14 protein-coding genes are annotated in these 17,245 nt (G+C 58.4%); 11 read left to right on the top strand and 3 right to left on the bottom strand.

Annotated features, from left to right (window positions below):
• Nucleotides 1-104 precede the first annotated feature (104 nt).
• Nucleotides 105-1,103, bottom strand: coding sequence for a DUF2333 family protein (locus BG455_RS08250; RefSeq protein WP_071469513.1), 999 nt, complete (start codon nt 1,101-1,103; stop codon nt 105-107).
• A gap of 183 nt (nt 1,104-1,286) precedes the next feature.
• Here BG455_RS08250 and BG455_RS08245 point away from each other — a divergent pair, with 183 nt between their 5' ends.
• On the top strand, nt 1,287-1,799 hold the full coding sequence (locus BG455_RS08245; protein ID WP_071469512.1) for a sigma-70 family RNA polymerase sigma factor: 513 nt from the start codon (nt 1,287-1,289) through the stop codon (nt 1,797-1,799).
• Nucleotides 1,799-2,602 carry an anti-sigma factor family protein gene (locus tag BG455_RS08240; RefSeq protein WP_071469511.1) on the top strand — a complete coding sequence of 268 codons (804 nt, stop codon included), beginning with the start codon at nt 1,799-1,801 and terminating at the stop codon, nt 2,600-2,602. Before BG455_RS08245 ends, BG455_RS08240 begins: the two co-directional genes overlap by 1 nt.
• A 24-nt stretch (nt 2,603-2,626) precedes the next feature.
• Here BG455_RS08240 and BG455_RS17300 read toward each other — a convergent pair whose 3' ends face one another.
• Both BG455_RS17300 and BG455_RS08230 read right to left on the bottom strand, forming a co-directional pair.
• The gene (locus BG455_RS17300) at nt 2,627-2,764 is read right to left on the bottom strand and encodes a hypothetical protein (protein WP_170124776.1); all 138 of its coding nucleotides are present in this window, start codon (nt 2,762-2,764) and stop codon (nt 2,627-2,629) included.
• A gap of 136 nt (nt 2,765-2,900) precedes the next feature.
• A complete protein-coding gene (locus BG455_RS08230) occupies nt 2,901-4,013 on the bottom strand; it encodes a polyheme membrane-associated cytochrome C (RefSeq protein ID WP_071469509.1) in 1,113 nt (370 codons plus the stop codon).
• Nucleotides 4,014-4,145: 132 nt separating this feature from the next.
• Between BG455_RS08230 and BG455_RS08225 the strand changes: the two genes are divergently transcribed.
• The 9 genes from BG455_RS08225 (at nt 4,146) to BG455_RS08185 (ending at nt 17,238) form a co-directional block, all read left to right on the top strand.
• Entirely contained in the window at nt 4,146-5,612 is a 1,467-nt protein-coding gene (locus tag BG455_RS08225) for a ferredoxin reductase family protein (RefSeq protein ID WP_071469508.1), read from the top strand.
• Nucleotides 5,613-5,746: 134 nt separating this feature from the next.
• A complete protein-coding gene (locus BG455_RS08220) occupies nt 5,747-5,989 on the top strand; it encodes a WGR domain-containing protein (RefSeq protein WP_071469507.1) in 243 nt (80 codons plus the stop codon).
• Nucleotides 5,990-6,194: 205 nt separating this feature from the next.
• Nucleotides 6,195-7,610: a bifunctional enoyl-CoA hydratase/phosphate acetyltransferase gene (locus BG455_RS08215; protein ID WP_071469506.1), complete on the top strand. Its 1,416-nt coding sequence runs from the start codon at nt 6,195-6,197 to the stop codon at nt 7,608-7,610.
• Complete coding sequence (locus tag BG455_RS08210; protein WP_071469505.1) at nt 7,610-8,779, top strand: acetate/propionate family kinase; 1,170 nt, start codon at nt 7,610-7,612, stop codon at nt 8,777-8,779. The genes BG455_RS08215 and BG455_RS08210 overlap by 1 nt, the downstream gene beginning before the upstream one ends.
• A 268-nt stretch (nt 8,780-9,047) precedes the next feature.
• The gene (locus BG455_RS08205; RefSeq protein ID WP_071469504.1) at nt 9,048-13,796 is read left to right on the top strand and encodes a VCBS domain-containing protein; all 4,749 of its coding nucleotides are present in this window, start codon (nt 9,048-9,050) and stop codon (nt 13,794-13,796) included.
• A gap of 198 nt (nt 13,797-13,994) precedes the next feature.
• Nucleotides 13,995-14,753 carry a hypothetical protein gene (locus tag BG455_RS08200; protein ID WP_071469503.1) on the top strand — a complete coding sequence of 253 codons (759 nt, stop codon included), beginning with the start codon at nt 13,995-13,997 and terminating at the stop codon, nt 14,751-14,753.
• A gap of 115 nt (nt 14,754-14,868) precedes the next feature.
• Complete coding sequence (locus BG455_RS08195) at nt 14,869-15,297, top strand: hypothetical protein (protein ID WP_071469502.1); 429 nt, start codon at nt 14,869-14,871, stop codon at nt 15,295-15,297.
• 141 nt (nt 15,298-15,438) lie between these two features.
• Nucleotides 15,439-15,816, top strand: a complete 378-nt coding sequence (locus BG455_RS08190) for a cupin domain-containing protein (protein ID WP_071469501.1) — start codon at nt 15,439-15,441, stop codon at nt 15,814-15,816.
• Nucleotides 15,817-15,822: 6 nt separating this feature from the next.
• Entirely contained in the window at nt 15,823-17,238 is a 1,416-nt protein-coding gene (locus BG455_RS08185) for a dihydrolipoyl dehydrogenase (RefSeq protein WP_071469500.1), read from the top strand.
• Nucleotides 17,239-17,245: the final 7 nt, after the last annotated feature.

Raw genomic sequence — 17,245 nt, 5'->3', positions numbered from 1 at the left:
AAAGCTGGGGTTGCCCAGTCCAGATGTCAGAACATGAAATATGGCAGTCAGACCCCGATCCGATTGCCATATGCTTTGCGGGTGCAGGTTTCTGGAAACACCATTCACCGCGTTGCCCGAATGACGCGCGATATTTCGTCCAGTTGCAGGATCGCGCGCTTGAGGTAGAACCCTTGCAGATGCAGGTGATTGGCCAGAAAGCTGCTGGCGCCAGAGCTGTTCAGCACGACAAGTGGTTTTTGTTGTGACGCCTCGCGCAGGCTGTCCAGCGCCTGAAGCCAGACACGCGTTAACCCCTGTGCTGTGATGACATTTTCAAAATCGCGCCCCAATTCGCGCAGCAACAGATAAGACGCATAGGCCATGCCCTTGTTCAGATAAAATATATCATCGGCAACTGTGTCCAGAATGAAGCCATCGGCGCTGACATGCTCATCTACGATTGCGGCGCGTGACCCCAGTTCGCTGGCCATCCGCTCGACCGTCATGGCCAATGCATCTGCGCGGGTTTCAAAAATCGCCAATCCGCGCGCGACCCGCGTGTTATAGGCCCGCAAGGCGCGGGCGGCGGCTTCATACTGTGTTTCGGCAGGCTGGACAGGCAGAAAGGATTGATCAAGATCGAAAATCCACACATCGGTGGGGAATTGCAGCAGCCCGCTTGCGCGTTCCAGATCGCTGTCAATCGCGGATGATCCGCGCAACCGCCCGATCTGGTTTTCCAGTTCCAGCGTGAACCGGCTGATTGCGCGCATCATGCCGCGCTGGAAATTTGGCATATTGTCATGGAATGCAGTGGGAAAGAAAATCGGGTCATTCGCGGTCCAGCGATGGGTGACCACTTCGCGGGTGATCAACGCCTCGGCCATGTTCACGGCATGGCTACCCCCCTCGACGGGGGCAGGGGGCGTGAAATCCAGATTGGCGTCAATCCGGTGCATCAAATTGCCGATCACGCCGAAATACAGCACGAAAGCAGCGGCAAGCATCCACAAACTCCGCTTGAGGATGACGCGCGGTCGTGTTCCGAAGACAAGCCCCGGAAGCGAGATTTCCGGCCTTTTGGCCGGAACTTGTGGCCGAATGATCAGGTCATTGCCCATTGCACCCCTCCTGTAACTGGGCAGCAGGGCAACGCCCGCGTGCTGCACTTTCACCCCTACTAACGCGGTCAGGGGCGGTTTAATCCGCCCTGCACCAAAGAGTTTTTTGAAGCAGATCATTTTTTTTGGGATGAATTCGCCGTGTCGCGCGTATGTGGACAAACCGAAACCGGAGGGCGCATTGTGAGTCTGAAAGCTGAAGTGACACTGCACACGGCCAGTTTGCGCCGTTATGCGCTGGTTCTGACCCGCGATGCGACAGCGGCAGATGATCTGGTGCAGGAAACGCTGCTCAAAGCCATCGACAAGGCCGATACATGGCAACCGGGCACCAACCTGCGCCCGTGGTTGTTTCGGATCATGCACAACACCCATATCAGCGAGTTGCGCCGGTTGAAAACCCGCAGCGATGCCGCGCCGGATTTGCCTGAACCTGTGGTCCCCGACCACCAGCATACGCAGCTTGAATTGAAGCAGGTGCTACAAGCGCTGGATCAATTGCCAGAGGCACAGCGCAACCCCATCATCCTGATTGCCTTGCGCGAAATGTCTTATGCCGAGGCCGCGCGCGCGCTTGATGTGCCGCTGGGCACTTTCATGTCGCGGCTGGGGCGCGGGCGCGAAGCGCTGCGGCAGATCGTATCGGGGTTGGGCAAGGGCAAGCTGGCGGTGCTGAGACGGAAAGGAAACATCTGATGACCCAAGAAACACCATCTGAACAAAACCTTGGTCTGGATGATGAGCTGATGGCCTATGTCGATGGCCATCTGCCCCCCGAGAGGATGGCCGAGGTCGAGGCCCGTCTTGCCCGCGACCCAGAGGCCCGCGCGGCCACTGCAAGCTGGCGTCATAATGACAATCTGATCCGGCAGATGGCGCAAACTGCAGATGACCTGCCCGCAAATATGCGTCTTGCCGCGCTGGAGCGTGAACTGGCCGCGAAATTGCAAGCGCGCAAGCGCCGCGCGTTCGTGTTGGGGCCGGCCCTTGGCCGGATCGCGGCAAGCGTGCTGATCTTTGCCGCAGGTTGGGGCGCGCATGGGTTTTTCGGTTCCGCGTCGCAAATTGCGGGGGCGGATTATCCGCAATTCGTCTCTGCCACCATGACCGGACATCAGGCGCGTCAGCAAGCCGCTGTGCAACAGGCCGAGTTTCGACCGGACGAGATGGACATGGCGCTGGACTGGATGTCGGCGCAAATGCAACGCAAGATCGACAGCCCCAAGCTGGAGCGCTTGGGCTATGAGGTGGAAAGCGCGCGGTTGTTGGCCAGCGAAAGCGGGCCATTGGCAATCTTTCATTACCGCGACGGCGAAGGGCAGCGGGTAACCGTCTCTATCACCCCGCATGCGCCGGATCAGGCCGAGTACAAGCTGCGGGTTGTGCGTCTGGAACAAGACAGCATGGCCTATTGGACAGATGCGGGGCTGGATTATTCGGTCATTGGCGATGTGGACCTTGGCCGGATCACCACCCTTGCAGCGGCGGTGCGGGATTGAGTGGCCTGCCTGCCACGCACGCAATCAGCGCAAGCCGCGCATGCGGCCTGACCTGCGCTGCAAATCCTCGACATAGGAACGCATCAGGACAGAAATCAGCACCATAAACCGTGACGCATCCGCGATTGTGGGGGCAGCATCCTTGCGGATGCTGCTGAACATCTGCTGCGGGCAAGGTTCGCTGCTTTGGGCCACCCAGAGTTTTCGCCACCGCCACGCCGTCACAGCATGTGACAAAAGCAAAAAGCCCTGCCAAGCCGCCTTTTCGGTGCGCGTGTCATGTGGCCGCTTGCTGCGCCTAAGGGCGGTGGCGGCTGCGGGCCTCAACCTCGACCTGTTCTGCCAGACTTTCAAGGGAGTCATACAAAAGCTGCAACAGATATGCCGGATTGTGGACATAGCCGCCGGGGTCTTTCTTGACGACCTGATAATTATAGGCGGCCTTCAGCAGACGGGGCGTCCAGCTTTGATAACGATTGTCCCTGACGGCTTCGCTGTCGTCAATCTGCCCGTCGCCATCTGTATCGATGAAGAAATACGGGTTCCTGCCGCTGGCATAGCCGATGGGCGTGCCTGCAACCGACACTGCATAGGACTGGATCGCGGTATAGAGCTGGTCTTGCAGCCCGATGATTTCGGCATGGATGCCTTTGGAATTGTCGCCATCGCCATCAAAATCCTGATGGCGGGTGCGGATGTCGCGGACATCCTGAACCCCGCGATGGCAGGACAGGCAGCCTTCTTCCTGCACCTGTGTGGTATGGGCGTCATGACAGGCGATGCAGGTATCTGCCCCCGGAACATGCCGGAACTGTCCTGCATAGCTTTTGCCTTGGTAATGGAACCCCGCGCGGCCATCGCCCCCGTGCATAACCGCCGCAGCTACGCCGTAATGGATATTGATGAATTGCAGATCAGCCGAGACAGTATCTTCACCCAGCCCCTCTGTCGCATCCCTTACCGCATCCCCAGAGGCGCGGCCGGAATGGCAGATCGTGCAGGTCGCATTCATGCCCAGACCATGGACAGCAACCCCCGAAGGCAGTTCAGCACTCTCCAGCGCATGGGCTGTGGCTGTATGGCACGCCGCGCAGCCGATAACCGCATTGATTGCCGCTGGATGGTTTACCACGCCCGCTTCGCTGCCATCGGCCCCGATATAGTCCAGAAAGCCCGGCTCTGAATGGCAGGCGGCGCAGTTTTCCGGCACGCTGCCCCGTTCATTCCAATAGGTGAACGAGCGTGAATTGTGATCTGCATGTGGGGATGCCAGCCAAGTATCGATGGCTTTGGCAAGCGCCTCCATGTCAAACTCGTCCGTGGCACTGGCAGGCGGTGCAAGACTTGCGATCATAACACCCGCCAAGAGAGCCGCGACCAGACGCAGCAGGCGGAACTGTCCCAAGGTCATTCCTCCTTTTTCGGCAATTGAGATGTGAAGTATCGCACAGACAGTCTGGCGCGACATTGACTCAGATCATGGCCTGTTTCTGAAACCGCCCGATGATTGGAGGGACCATATCCAAGACCCGAAAGGAGCAGCGTGGCCCAGCCCGATCCCGCCCCAATTCCGAAAACCCGACAGCTTGGCGGCAAGGCGCTTGCCGCGATATATCTGGCCGTGGCGTTGCTGCCGCTTGCGCTGGCGCTTGGGCGGCAGGTTGTCCCGCTGGACCCGTGGGAGCGGCTGGGGGCTGGTGTGGGGCTGGTTGCGCTGACGGCCATGGCGGTGCAATTCGTGACATCGGGGCGGTTCGGAATTGTCTCGGGGCGGCTTGGGATTGATCAGATCATGGGCTTTCACAAGATCGCCGCATGGTGGGTGCTGCTTGGCCTGCTGCTGCATCCGCTGTTCTATGTGCTGCCAACATGGGCGGATGACCCCGCCCGCGGCCTGTTGCGCTTGCACGCCTATGTGACGCTGCCACATTACCGCAGCGGTGTTGTTTCGCTGGCAGCGCTTGCGTTGCTGGTGCTTACCTCCAGCTTGCGTGAACGCCTGCCCCTGACATACGAGATGTGGCGCGCAAGCCATGTGGTGCTGGCCATAACCGCTGCCGCCACCGGCCTGCATCATGCCGTGACAGTGGGGCGGTTCAGCGCTTTGGGGGCGGTGCATGCGTGGTGGTGGGCGGTGGCAGGCGCGCTGGCCCTTGTCATGGCCACGCTGTATGGCTGGCGCTGGCTGGCGCTGCACAGATACCCGTGGCGGCTGCACGCCGTCGAAAAACGCGCCGACCGCATATGGGAGTTGGACATACAGCCCGCACAAGGCACGCCCGATCTGCGCTTTGACGCCGGACAATTCGTCTGGATGACAGTGGGCGCAAAGCGGTTTCCGCTGTTCGACCATCCGTTTTCCATCGCAAGCGCGCCCGCGCAGCCGGGCCTTAGCCTGATCATCAAGGAAGCGGGCGATTTCACAGGGCAGATCGGCACATTGGCACCGGGCACGCCCGTTGGCATTGATGGCCCTTATGGCGAATTCTCGCTCGACAATCACCCCGCCTGCGCAGTGGTGCTGGTGGCGGGCGGGGCGGGCATTGGGCCGATCATGGGTTTGCTGCGCGAGTTGGTGCTGCGCAAAGACAAGCGGCCCATACGGCTGGCCTATGCTGTCGGCCAGAAGGATAATTTTGCCTGCCTTGATGAAATTGAACAGGCGCAATCCGTTCTGGATTTGCAGATTATGCTGCTATGCGAGCAGGATGATGACGGCTTCGACGGAGAGATCGGGCACCTTGACCACAAGCGGCTGGCGCAGGTGACCGAAGGGCTGGATAAATCCCGCACTGTCGCCATGATGTGCGGGCCGGGGCCAATGCTGGTTGCCGTCTCGGACATGCTGCTGGACATCGGACTTGACATGACGCGCATCGTTTATGAGCGCTTTGACTACGCGTCTGGCGCAACCTCGCGTCAGGACCGCAAACGCATGGCGCAACTTTTATCTGTGGGCGCGGGGCTGGTGGCAGGGATTGGCGTGTTTATGGCTGTTGCGCTGCTATAGGCCACACACCACGATTGCGCCAGTTCCATAGAAAGATCCGCAAGCAGCTTTCGCCCGATTGTGCAAAAATATGGGTGCGCCTCGAAGCGGGACAGGCTAAGGTTGAGTAAGCGCCAAAAACAAAGGTTGTCGATATGATAACTCTGTTATCCCATCGCCCCACCACAGCCGATTTCTATCGTGTGGATGTCAGTTATAATCTGTTTGGTGAATATACGGTCATCCGGGCATGGGGCAGACGGGGCAAAGCAGGCCGCCATATGATCGCGTGGTTTTCCAACCTGCGCGAGGCGGCTGTTGCGGCGGATCGCTGGCACCGCAGGGCATGCGCCAGAGGATACGCGCCCAGCGAAAGCAGATATTTCGACGCGGCCTAAGCGGGCCTGTCGGGCTGTGACATACCGCATAACGCGAATGCGCTGGCCTGATGCGTACAGCCAGCCGGATGGGGGGCGACCGGCAAGGCGCGCGGGCAAGATTGTCTTGTCACAATCGGCGTGTAGGGTGAAACTATGGCATGTCTCGCATCTGGCAGCGCCTCGGATGTGACTAGAACCACGAAACATTTTGACGGAGGACACCATGTCCGAGACGCGCGACACGCAAGACCTGATTGAAAACCGCACGTTGGAAGAATTGTCCATCGGAGAAAGTGCCGAAATGGTGCGGGTGCTGGAGCAATCCGATATCGAGTTGTTCGCTGTCATGTCGGGCGATGTGAACCCGGCCCATCTGGATGCGGCCTATGCCAATGGCACAGCCCTGCACCATGTCATTGCGCATGGCATGTGGGGGGGCGCGCTGATTTCGGCAGTGCTGGGCACGCGGCTGCCGGGGCCGGGCACGATTTATGTGGATCAATCGCTGCATTTCCGGCGTCCGGTTGCGATAGGCGACACGATAACCGTGCGTGTCACGGTGGCGCAGATCGATCTGGACAGCGGACAGGTCACGCTGGATTGCCTGTGTCGTAACCAGCATGGCAAGGTGGCAATCGAGGGGCAGGCCCAAGTGCTGGCCCCCCGCCAGAAGGTCAGATGCGCAGTGACGGCCCTGCCCATGGTGCGCATGCATATGCCGGGCGCGCGGTTCGGTGCCTTGGTGGATCAGGCGCGCAGCTTGCCGCCATTGGCAACCGCAGTTGTACACCCGTGCGACGCGCTTAGTCTGACAGGCGCGCTGCAAGCGCAATCTGCCGGATTGATCGACCCTTATTGGGTGGGACCGATTGCGCGTATCATCGCCACTGCGACAGAGGCAGGCGTCACGCTGGACCCAGGCAGGATTATCGATGCGCCCCACAGCCATGGTGCGGCTGAAGCTGCGGTTGCACTGGTGCGCGCTGGGCAGGTGCATGCGTTGATGAAAGGCAAGCTGCATACTGATGAATTGCTGGAGGCCGTTTTGCACCGCACTCTTGGGTTGCGCACCGAACGTAGGCTTAGCCATGTTTTTGCGCTGGATGTGCCCGATCATGACCGCATGTTGTTCATCACCGATGCCGCAATCAACATCGCCCCCGACCTGACAACCTTGGCCGATATCGTGCAAAATGCACTGGATCTGGCCATCGCGCTGGGCATAGAGACACCCCGTGCCGCCCTGCTGTCTGCTGTCGAGACAGTGACGGCAAAACTGCCTTCGACCCTGCTTGCGGCTGCGATTTGCAAAATGCATGATCGCGGGCAGATCACGGGCGGGCTGGTGGATGGGCCGCTGGCCTTTGACAATGCCATCTCGCCCATGGCGGTCGCGGCCAAGGGCATTGTCTCTGAGGTGGCGGGGCGCGCGGATATACTTGTGGCGCCCAATCTTGAAAGCGGCAACATGATTGCCAAACAGCTTATTCATCTGGCCCGCGCCGAGTCTGCTGGCGTGGCGCTTGGCGCAAGTGTGCCCATCATTCTGACCAGCCGTTCCGATAGCGCGGCCGCGCGCCTTGCGTCATGTGCGCTGGCGCGCCTGCTGGCAGCGGCCAGCCAAAAGGGCGCGGTGTGATGCGGCGCGCGCTTCTGGTTCTCAACACCGGCTCTTCCAGCATCAAATTCGCTGTGCATGATGCCGAAAGCGCCGCACGCCTTGCCGATGGCGCGATCGAGGGGATCGGGCGCGCCGCAGACCTGACGCTGCGCCATGCGGGCGCAACGCATCGCCAGCCTGTCGAAGGGGGGCATCTGGCCGATACCGGCGCGCTGCTTGAATGGCTGTTGCAGCGCCTATGCGACGAGCTTGGCCCCATGGCGGTGACTGCGGCAGGGCACCGCGTGGTGCATGGCGGCCAGCAATTCCGCGGCCCTGTGGTGGTGACAGCTGCTGTGATGCAGGCCCTTCAGGCATTGTGCCCGCTGGCCCCGGGCCACCAGCCCCATAATCTTGCGGGCATCCGCGCGGTCGCCGCGCGCTGGCCCGATTCTGCCCAGATTGCATGTTTTGACACGGCATTTCACCAGACCCGCCCGCGCGTGGCACAGATTTTTGCCGTGCCGCGCGCCTTGTCGGACGAAGGCATCTTGCGCTACGGGTTTCATGGCCTGTCATTTGACCATATCGCAGGGCGTCTGGCAGAGGTGTTGGGCGACAAGGTGGCACAAGGCAAAGTCATCGTGGCGCATCTGGGCAGCGGGGCCAGCCTGTGCGCCATGCAAAACGGCAAAAGCATCGACACGACAATGGGCTTTACCGCGCTGGATGGGCTGATGATGGGCACGCGTTGCGGGCAGATCGATCCGGGGGTGTTGCTGCATCTGATGCGGGAAAAGGGGCTGGATGGCCCCGCGTTGGAAACCCTTCTGGGGCGGGAAAGCGGCCTTCTGGGGGTGTCGGGCATCAGTGCCGATATGCGCGACCTTCTTGACAGCCCCGCACCCCAAGCCGCCGAGGCTGTTGCGCTTTTCGTGCATATGATCCTGCGCCAGATTGGCGCGTTGACAGCCTCGCTTGGTGGGCTGGATGGGCTGGTCTTCACCGCCGGCATTGGCGAGCGGTCGGCGGCCATCCGTATGCAGGTTATGGCGGGCTTGGACTGGTTGGGGCTGGTGCCGGACGAAGACGCCAACCGCGCGCATGGCCCGCTGATTTCAGCACCGCGCAGCGCAGTGGCCGCCGCAATGATCCCGACAGATGAAGAAGCCGTAATCCTGCGCGCGGTTCTTGCCCTGCGGGGCTAAGCGCGCAGCCGGGCTTTGGGCGCGCGCTGCTTATGTGTGCAGCCCCCGCATTGCCCAATTCTTAAGCGCCGCAGCAAAAACGGCAAATTTTCAGAAATCTTGCGCGCATGGCCCGGATAATCTTTGAAATCCGGAAAAGATCAGGGTAACACTTAAGTGATTTCGATGCAGCGAGGGTGACTCGACTGCGTTAAAAACGTGTTCAGTTTGGCCATCTCCCGTGTTTTCTTTGGGGGGAAACCTATTTCAAATTTATTGAGGGCGCTGCATGAATATTCGTTTTCCAGAGCAATTTGATCAAAATGAAATTGAACACAAGGCAGCATCCGGTATTACCAGCCAGCAGCTGTTTTGGCAGATTGACCGCGCGATAGAACGTGATGGTTTGGTCCTGCCAAAGGATCGCGCTGAGAAGAACTCTTTTGTTCGCAGCTGGTTAAAGCGCAATCAAAAGCGGGTGAAGGTTAGCTTGCTAGGTGGGTTGCTGGTGTTGCCGCTGGCCGCGCAGGCACAAGACGCCGATGGCACAGTGGACCTGTCCAGCCTTGAAAATGTGCGCAGCGCAGAGGTTCTGGAAAATGGCAATATCCGCGTCACCCTGACAAACGGGACAACGATGGAAATTGCGGCATCGGCTGCACAGGTGCTGGCGGATGGCTCGATTCTCGTCTCTGCCGCATCTGCGGCACAGATTGCGGGCGCAGCAGGTGCCGCTGCGACTGTGTCTTCCGGCATGGCGATTGCCCTTGGTGGCGGGGCTTTGGCTTTGGCCGGTGCGTCTGCGGGCGGCGGCGGCAGCGACGGCCCCACATTTTTGACAAAGAACATCCGCGTTCTGGACGGCCCGCTTGAAAACGCTTTGGTGTTCTACGATGCGAATGGCGATAATATCCCTCAAATGGCGGAGTTTCTGGGCCTGACCGATGACAACGGCGCAGCGGAAGTCAGATATACACCCACCGAGAACGGCAGTTTCATCGTCATATCGGCCCCTGTCAACGCCGGGCGCGCCGATGATTTCGGGTGGACGCAAGCTTTTATCGACGGCGATAATATTGCCGAGGCTGATCTAAGCTTAGTTGTCACCCGCGACGTCGTCACGCAGAACAGATTTCAGATTTCGCTTGCGGGCAGGGATACAGGGGCGTCCGACCAGATCATCTCGCCCATATCGACCCTTATCAGTAATGGTGCCGATGAAGCGGCGTTGAAGCGCGCGCTGGGGTTGCCCGAAGATCTGGACTTGGCAACGTTTGACTATATCGCCGGGTTGGGTTCAGAGGGGGCGGCGCAGGACGCGGCGCGAAAGCTGGCTGCGGCCAATGTGAGTATTGCCAAGACGATTGAAGCCGCTGTTGCGGCCAATCAGGCAAGTTCGACTGAACCCCTGTCGTTAAGCAGGATCAAGGAAATATCCGAATCTGCGGCAAATGACGCCGCGCGGGTTATAAACTCGCTTCCGGCAGACACACCCTTGGAAGATATCGCTGCAATCTCCTCTGCTGTGATTTCTGCGCGGCAGCTTAATCCAGACATTAGCGCAGATGACCTGATCGCACGGATAAACACTGCCGTGAGTGGCGGGCAATCAGCCGCAGAGGCGGTTGCGACTGTCATGCAGGAAGAGGTGACCGAGGGACGACTAACCCAATCTCAGGCCAGTGCGGTACGCAGCACCAGTGAAGCGCAAGCTCAAGGCGCTCAAAAGATCGCAGAACTATTTGCCGATGCAGATGGCAACAGTATTGGCGACGCATCCTTCCGCGAGCAGCTGGATAAGATAGAAGATGACATTGCGGGTGAGTCGGCCAACGCGGTCAATCAGAACATTCTTGGCATAAATATCCCACGGATCGTGGCAGAATTTGAGATTGGCGGCGAAGACCAGCCAGATGTGATTAAGGGGAACTTGCTGGAAGGTGTGACCTTCACAGACAGTGGCAGCGGGCTATCTTCCACGGCATCTGTGTTTTCGGTCAATGGCACCGAAGTGCCGGATATCTTGACCGGCAGTGGCGATGGTTTGAATTTTGTCATCAGTACGGCTGACTGGAACACCCCTGTGCGGACAGTCTCGATCGCTGGTGCGAATGGCGTGGCCGAATTTCTGGACCTGACAGGTGTCGTTTTCCCATCGTCACAGCCAAGCCCGCAGTTCAATTTCGCTATGGGTGCAACTGCTGGTTCCGCCATTAAAACCGAAGTCACGGTAGCTGCAGGTGATACAATCGAATTCGACTATCAGTTCGGGTCTTTCGATTATGTGCCGTGGATCGATTATTCTTTCTTTACAGTCAAAGCGACAGATGGCGGCACGGCAGCCGAGCAAAGCGGCATTGTTCTGCGCAACACCGCATTTGATGGCCCGCAAGACGTGCTGAACCTGAAAGGACCGCGTCCATTTGGCGAGGCAGGCCGCTGGCGCTTGGGGGAAGAGCTGACATACAGCTACACTTTTGAACAGGCGGGCACATTTACGATTGGTATTGGTGCAACAGATGTGGGCGACAGGATTGTAGATTCTGTCCTATACGCATCCGACGTGCGGCTGAACAAAGGTGGGACTGTCCAGCTTTTGTCAGAGTTCGACACGATCGGGAATGTGCAATCTTACGGCGAGGTGAACACCGACATCTCTGCTTTGGTTGTGACCGGCAAATATGGTCTTTTGGTCGTGACCAAGGGTGGTGATTATATCTACCAGCCCGGCGGCGAAAACGCCGACCCCATACCGGAAGGGGCCACTGTTACAGATGATTTTACATTCACGATCCGGACAGCAAATGGGCAGCTTGCGTCGCAAACAATCTCGATCCAGCTGAACGAGTTTCAGGAAGCAGTTGGGCCAACTGATCCGGTTGATCCTGTCGATCCAACTGATCCGACCGATCCAACTGAGCCGGAAGACTTCATCGCCACAAACCTGACGACGAATACGCAGTACACCACGCTTGCAGATGCCGTGGAACAAGCAAATGCGGGCGATGAAATCAGCATCATTTCCGGCACGTTTGACGAAAATATCGTCATAAACAAAGCTATCACCTTGTCGGGTGCAAATGCAGGCATTTCGGCAAAATTCGTGACCGACGGCACGCCCGATACCACAGCCATTGGCAACGCGGTCAGCGGGGATGCAGATGCCGGTGGGCGCGGCGCCGAGACAGTGCTGACGGGCAAGATAACTGTCGCAAGCGCGAATGTCGTGATCGACGGTGTGCGCATGGACTCTGACGCGCCGCTAGACTGGGATATGACAGCTCTCGACACTGGCGCGCTGGACGGGTTCAAGCTTTTGAATTCGATCGTCACGGGGTATACGGCCGATGGTTCCCCGACATTCAACCCCGATGCGACAGCCGCGCGCGGCACTTATGCGGGCGAAACTGTAGCAAATGACTGGCAGATTTCGGGCAACCTGTTCGGGGGCGTGACATCTGGCAATTCGGGTGCGCTGTATATCAGCGGCGTTTCGGAGTTGGACCTTTCGGATAACCTGTTCTGGCGCCCAAGCGCGGGGCATTTGTATCTGTCCTCTCTGGAAGATGCCGAAATCGCAGATAACTTCTTCTTCCATGGCCTGCATGCAGGCGGGACAAATTTTGACGGGTTGTTGGGCGAAGATGGTGGCCTTTCGGTCGGGTATGGCGGCACTGGCTACGGGTATGGGGACGACGATACCGGCAGCCTGGCATTCGGGCGGAACTTCTGGATAGAATTGAAGGGCCTGAATGATGGCGTGGCGATTACCGGAAATGACGGCCAGTTCAACAGCGGCGGTATCCAGCTGTTTGGTGAAGCAAGCACGGCTTATAATTTTGCAAATGTCACCATTTCGGACAACACCTTCCGCGATTTTGTGAACGCTGCGCCCAATGGTCTGGCGAATGGCAAATCCGGTTTCATGGGCGCGGTCAGCGTGTCGATTGACAATGGCCAGTCAGAGGGGATTAGCATTACCTCGAACACCATCACTGTCGCCGCAGACCAGATATTCAGCGTCAATGACCTGCCTGCGCTGATCCAGCTTCAGGGCTTTTTGGATGGCGTTACAACTGTCTCGGATAACAGCCTGTCTTGGGTGGCGGCATCCAGCGCGGAAATTCTGGACGGGCTGCAAGCGCTGGGTGTCGCAGCCAGTACCTATAGCAATCCGTTGATCGGGTTGCGGCTGGTTGGTGGACTGGATGGAAATGTCGTCATTCAGGAAAACGATTTCAGTGCTGATAACGCAATCACGCTAAACCTGCGCGGGCTTGAAATTGATGGAGATGTCCCCGGATTTGGTGAACTGTCAGCCCAGATTGAAATCGGTGGGGCGGGGGATGCCGCAAATTCCTTTACCGGCTTTGATGTTGACGTCTTTGTGGCAAGTTTAGCAGACTCGTTTAACCCGAATAATCTGCTGCTGGTGGGTAGCGGTGCCGGAATAGTCGGGACGGTCTATGACGGCGCGTTTAAATTCCTGAAATTTGGTGACGATGCGGAGAATACCCTGATGGCCAGTGGCGCAGGGGATATTCTTTATGGTGGCCTTGGGGATGACACATTGGATCTGTCTGCGGGTGGTTCCAATATTGTTTTGTTAAACAGCATAGCAGCCGAGAACGGGACGGATACCATTGTTGGCTTTGTTCTGGGCGATGGTCCGGGTGCAGATGTGATCGAGCTTTTGCCGGTTTCCGGTTTGCGCGGCTATGATTGGCAATTGGTCAGCGCGGGCGATTTGATAGGTGATGATGTGGGTTTCTTGGTTTACACCACAGCACTGTCGAATTTAACGGAGATAATGGACCCCGAATCTTATATCTTTGACGGTCCGGCACTGGGGGATGATCCGTTTTTCATTCTTGCAACCTATGACGGAATTACCGTGCTGAACAGGTTTGACACATCCGCGGCCACGTCCATAGAAGAGATCAGTGTAGAGACATTGGCTGTTTTCACGGGTTTGGGCAACCTGTCCCAATTCACCACTGCAAATCTGGGATTTTTTGATCCCTATATGGGCGTGTGATAGGAAAATAGGGCGCGGGTACAGGGCAGCTGTACTTGCGCCCCTTGAATTTCATCAGACGGTAAAAAGTGATTTATGCTACAAAAAGCCTCCAGATTACATCGCACCCCCGCCCGACTTATATCGCGTCTCTCAAGCATCTGTGCCGCTGTTTTAGTCTTTGCATCCCCGCTGCATGCACAGGATGCAGAAAGCTATTTGCGAAACCTGCAACAGCTTGCCGCGCAGCAAAGTGAATTATCTGCGCAGCGCGCAACCACGCCACGTGCGGCAACCATTGGCATAACAGGTGGCTTTGGCCTGCCACATGGCACCATCGGGTTTGGCGCTGCCCTGACCAACCAGCGCGATCGTAGGGCAGGCGGCAATGCCGACGGGTCTGCCGCGATCAGTGCAGGCTTTGGCAATGCGCGCGATTTTGTGGGTGTTGAACTGACGCTTGGCCTTGTCAGCACCGAACTGCCGTGGCGCAGGGTGCAGAATTACGCTGTCCTTGGCGAAGATGGAAACCTGAGCGTTAAGCTGTTTCGGGAATTTCACCATGGAGAGTCTGGCCGTGTCAGCGCATTGGCAATCGGGGCAAGCAATGTTGTGTCCTGGGGCGACCCTTCGCAAATTGCCACAAACTATTTTGTTGCAGGTTCAACAACCTTCTCTGTGCCGTGGTTCAATGGCGATACGCGCCCGAGTGTCGCAACCCTTGGCGCGGGCACGGCTGTAAAAAACCAAGAGCGTGACCCCGGCATATTCGCAGGTGTGGGGCTGGGGTTGAATTCATGGGCATCAGTCGGGTTAAGTTGGGCCGGTGATGAAGCCATTGCGGGTATGACATTTTTCCCCAAAATATCGAACAAGCTGGATTTGCAAATTGGGGTCAGTTACGCAGACATAACGCGCAGGGTGTCATCTGGCCGCGTGAATTTAAGTGTCAGCGTCGTATTTAACGATTTGTACTGAAATTCAGTATAGATGGGCCTGTGCCATTGCCTGACATACTTAGGGATTAAGGCCAAATGACAGATGCAGCAATATGTAAGCAATCTTCGGGTTTTGCAAAATGAGAGGGTTTGATATGCCATTTTTTAATATCCCCCTAAATGGTGTTCCGCGCGCCTGTCTGGCCGCAACCCTTTTTGTCGCAGTCACGCAAGGGGGGGGGTACACCGCTCAGGCGGGGCAGGTTTCGGTTATTCCACCGACAAGCGTTGTTGTGCCGCCAATTCCTGCGCCCACCCCGCCTGCGCCAGTTGCGCCGGCGCTTACACCGACAACGCCTGTGTTTGCCCCTTCCGGTCAGCCCGGCACCCAAACGGTTGGCCTGCCGCCAAGCACTGTGCAGAATGTCCTGTCGGCCAATATTTCGGTGCTCTCGCCAGACCAGACCCGCGAAGCGTTGGGCCTGATTGCAACCATTCTTGACAATCCGGCAGGGCTGTCACGAAACCAGCGCCAGAGCTTGCGCCAACAGCGCAGTGCGCTGGAACGCCAGCTATCGGATTGAAAGCGCGCGCGTGGTACATACACGCGCTGCTGCTGCCTTTTTATGTGAAATATAACATAAGCCGCGCCCGCCCTTGATTGCGGGTGAGGATGGGTGTTACCGTCCAAAGATAGGGATATTTCACATAAGAGGAGATTTGCCATGTCCGAGACACGAAAACTCTCACTCCCGATTGTACAGTTGGCACAGCAGAACGAGGAATTCCGCCAAGTCATCTGGACTGGCGACAAGACGCAACTGGTGCTTATGGCCATTCCAGAAGGCGGCGAGATTGGCGGCGAGGTGCATGAGGGCCATGACCAGTTGCTGTATTTCGTTGCAGGCAGCGGGCTGGCAACGATTGGCAATGTGGAGACCGAAATCCGCGAAGGGGATGTCGGGATCGTGCCATCAGGGACGTATCACAATTTCCGCAACACCGGATCTGGCATGTTGAAGTTGTTTACCACCTATAGCCCGCCCGAACATGCACCGGGAACCGAGCACAGCACCAAGGCAGAGGCAGACTCTGAGGGGTAAACCAGCGTGAGGACGGTTGACACTATCATCATCGGCGCAGGTTCTGCTGGTTTGTCGGCTTTGCGAGAGGTGCGCCGCGCCACCGATGATTTCCTGCTGGTCAATGCAGGGCATTGGGGCACAACTTGTGCCGAGAATGGCTGCATGCCGTCAAAAGCGCTGATCGCGGCGGCGAATGCCCTGCACAGACGTCACACCCTGCCCGCCATCGGCATATGCGGGGCAGAGGTGTTGCGCGCCGATATTTCCGCTGTTCTTGCCCATGTCCGCAGCTTGCGGGACAGGTTCACACAAGGGCCGAAAGCGCTGCCCGCCAAACTGGGCGCGCGCGCCATTTCGGGGCATGCCAAGCTGACAAGTCCGACCAGCATTGTGGTAAATGGCGAGGAAATCGCGGCGCGCGCCATCATTCTGGCCCCGGGCAGTCGCCCGATTGTGCCCGAACCCTGGCGCGCGTTTGGTGACCGGATTCTGACCACTGACACGTTGTTCACGCAAGCAGACCTGCCACACCGCATCGCGGTTATTGGTATGGGGGCAATCGGGGTGGAAATTGCGCAGGCATTGGCGCGGTTGGGGCTGCGGGTTGCGGGGTTTGACACGGCGGACGGGCTTGCAGGCATTGATGATGCGCAGGTTTTGGAAGCCTTCCGCCCGCTGCTGGCACGAGAGGTTTCGCTGCATCTGGGCGCGGCTGCAGACCTGGAAGAATATGGCGGGGCCATCCGCGTGTCGGGGGCGGGGGGCGAATTTGTCGCGGATGCGGTGCTGGCAGCGCTCGGGCGTGCGCCGAATATTGGTGACCTTGGGTTGGAGGCCTTGGGCGTTCCGCTGAATGACAAGGGCATGCCCCAGATCGACCCGACAACGCTGCGTATCGGTGATCTGCCGGTGTTTCTGGCGGGCGATGCCAATGGCTACCGCGCCATTCTGCACGAAGCCGCAGATGAAGGGCATATCGCAGGGCGCAATGCCGCCGCCGATGCACAGGTCCGGCCACATTGCCGCCGCACAGCGCTGTCTGTGGTCTTCGCCTCGCCGCAGATCGCGCGGGTCGGCCCGCCACTGTCCGAGTTGACATCCGGGCAGATTGTCAGCGCACAAACCGATTTCTCGAAACAAGGGCGCGCACGGCTTATGGGCCAGCCCGAAGGGCTGCTGCGGGTGCATGCACAGGCCGAGAGCGGGAAAATTCTTGCTGCGGAAATGTGCATCCCCGGTGCCGAACATATCGCGCATTTGCTTGCACTGGCCATTGAACAGGGGCTGACCGTGTCGCAAATGCTGGCCATGCCGTTTTACCACCCCGCGCTGGAGGAAGGCTTGCGCAGCGCCCTGCGCCAGCTGCAGCGCGAGCTGCCAGACACGCGCGGATCGGATTTGTCGCAATGCGACGATATCGGCTATGACGCGCTGGACTGATACGCCG

The sequence above is a fragment of the Roseinatronobacter thiooxidans genome (assembly GCF_001870675.1).
GTDB lineage: Bacteria > Pseudomonadota > Alphaproteobacteria > Rhodobacterales > Rhodobacteraceae > Roseinatronobacter > Roseinatronobacter thiooxidans.
Note: the sequence above shows the minus strand (reverse complement) of the source record. Positions and strands in the feature narration are given on the sequence as shown.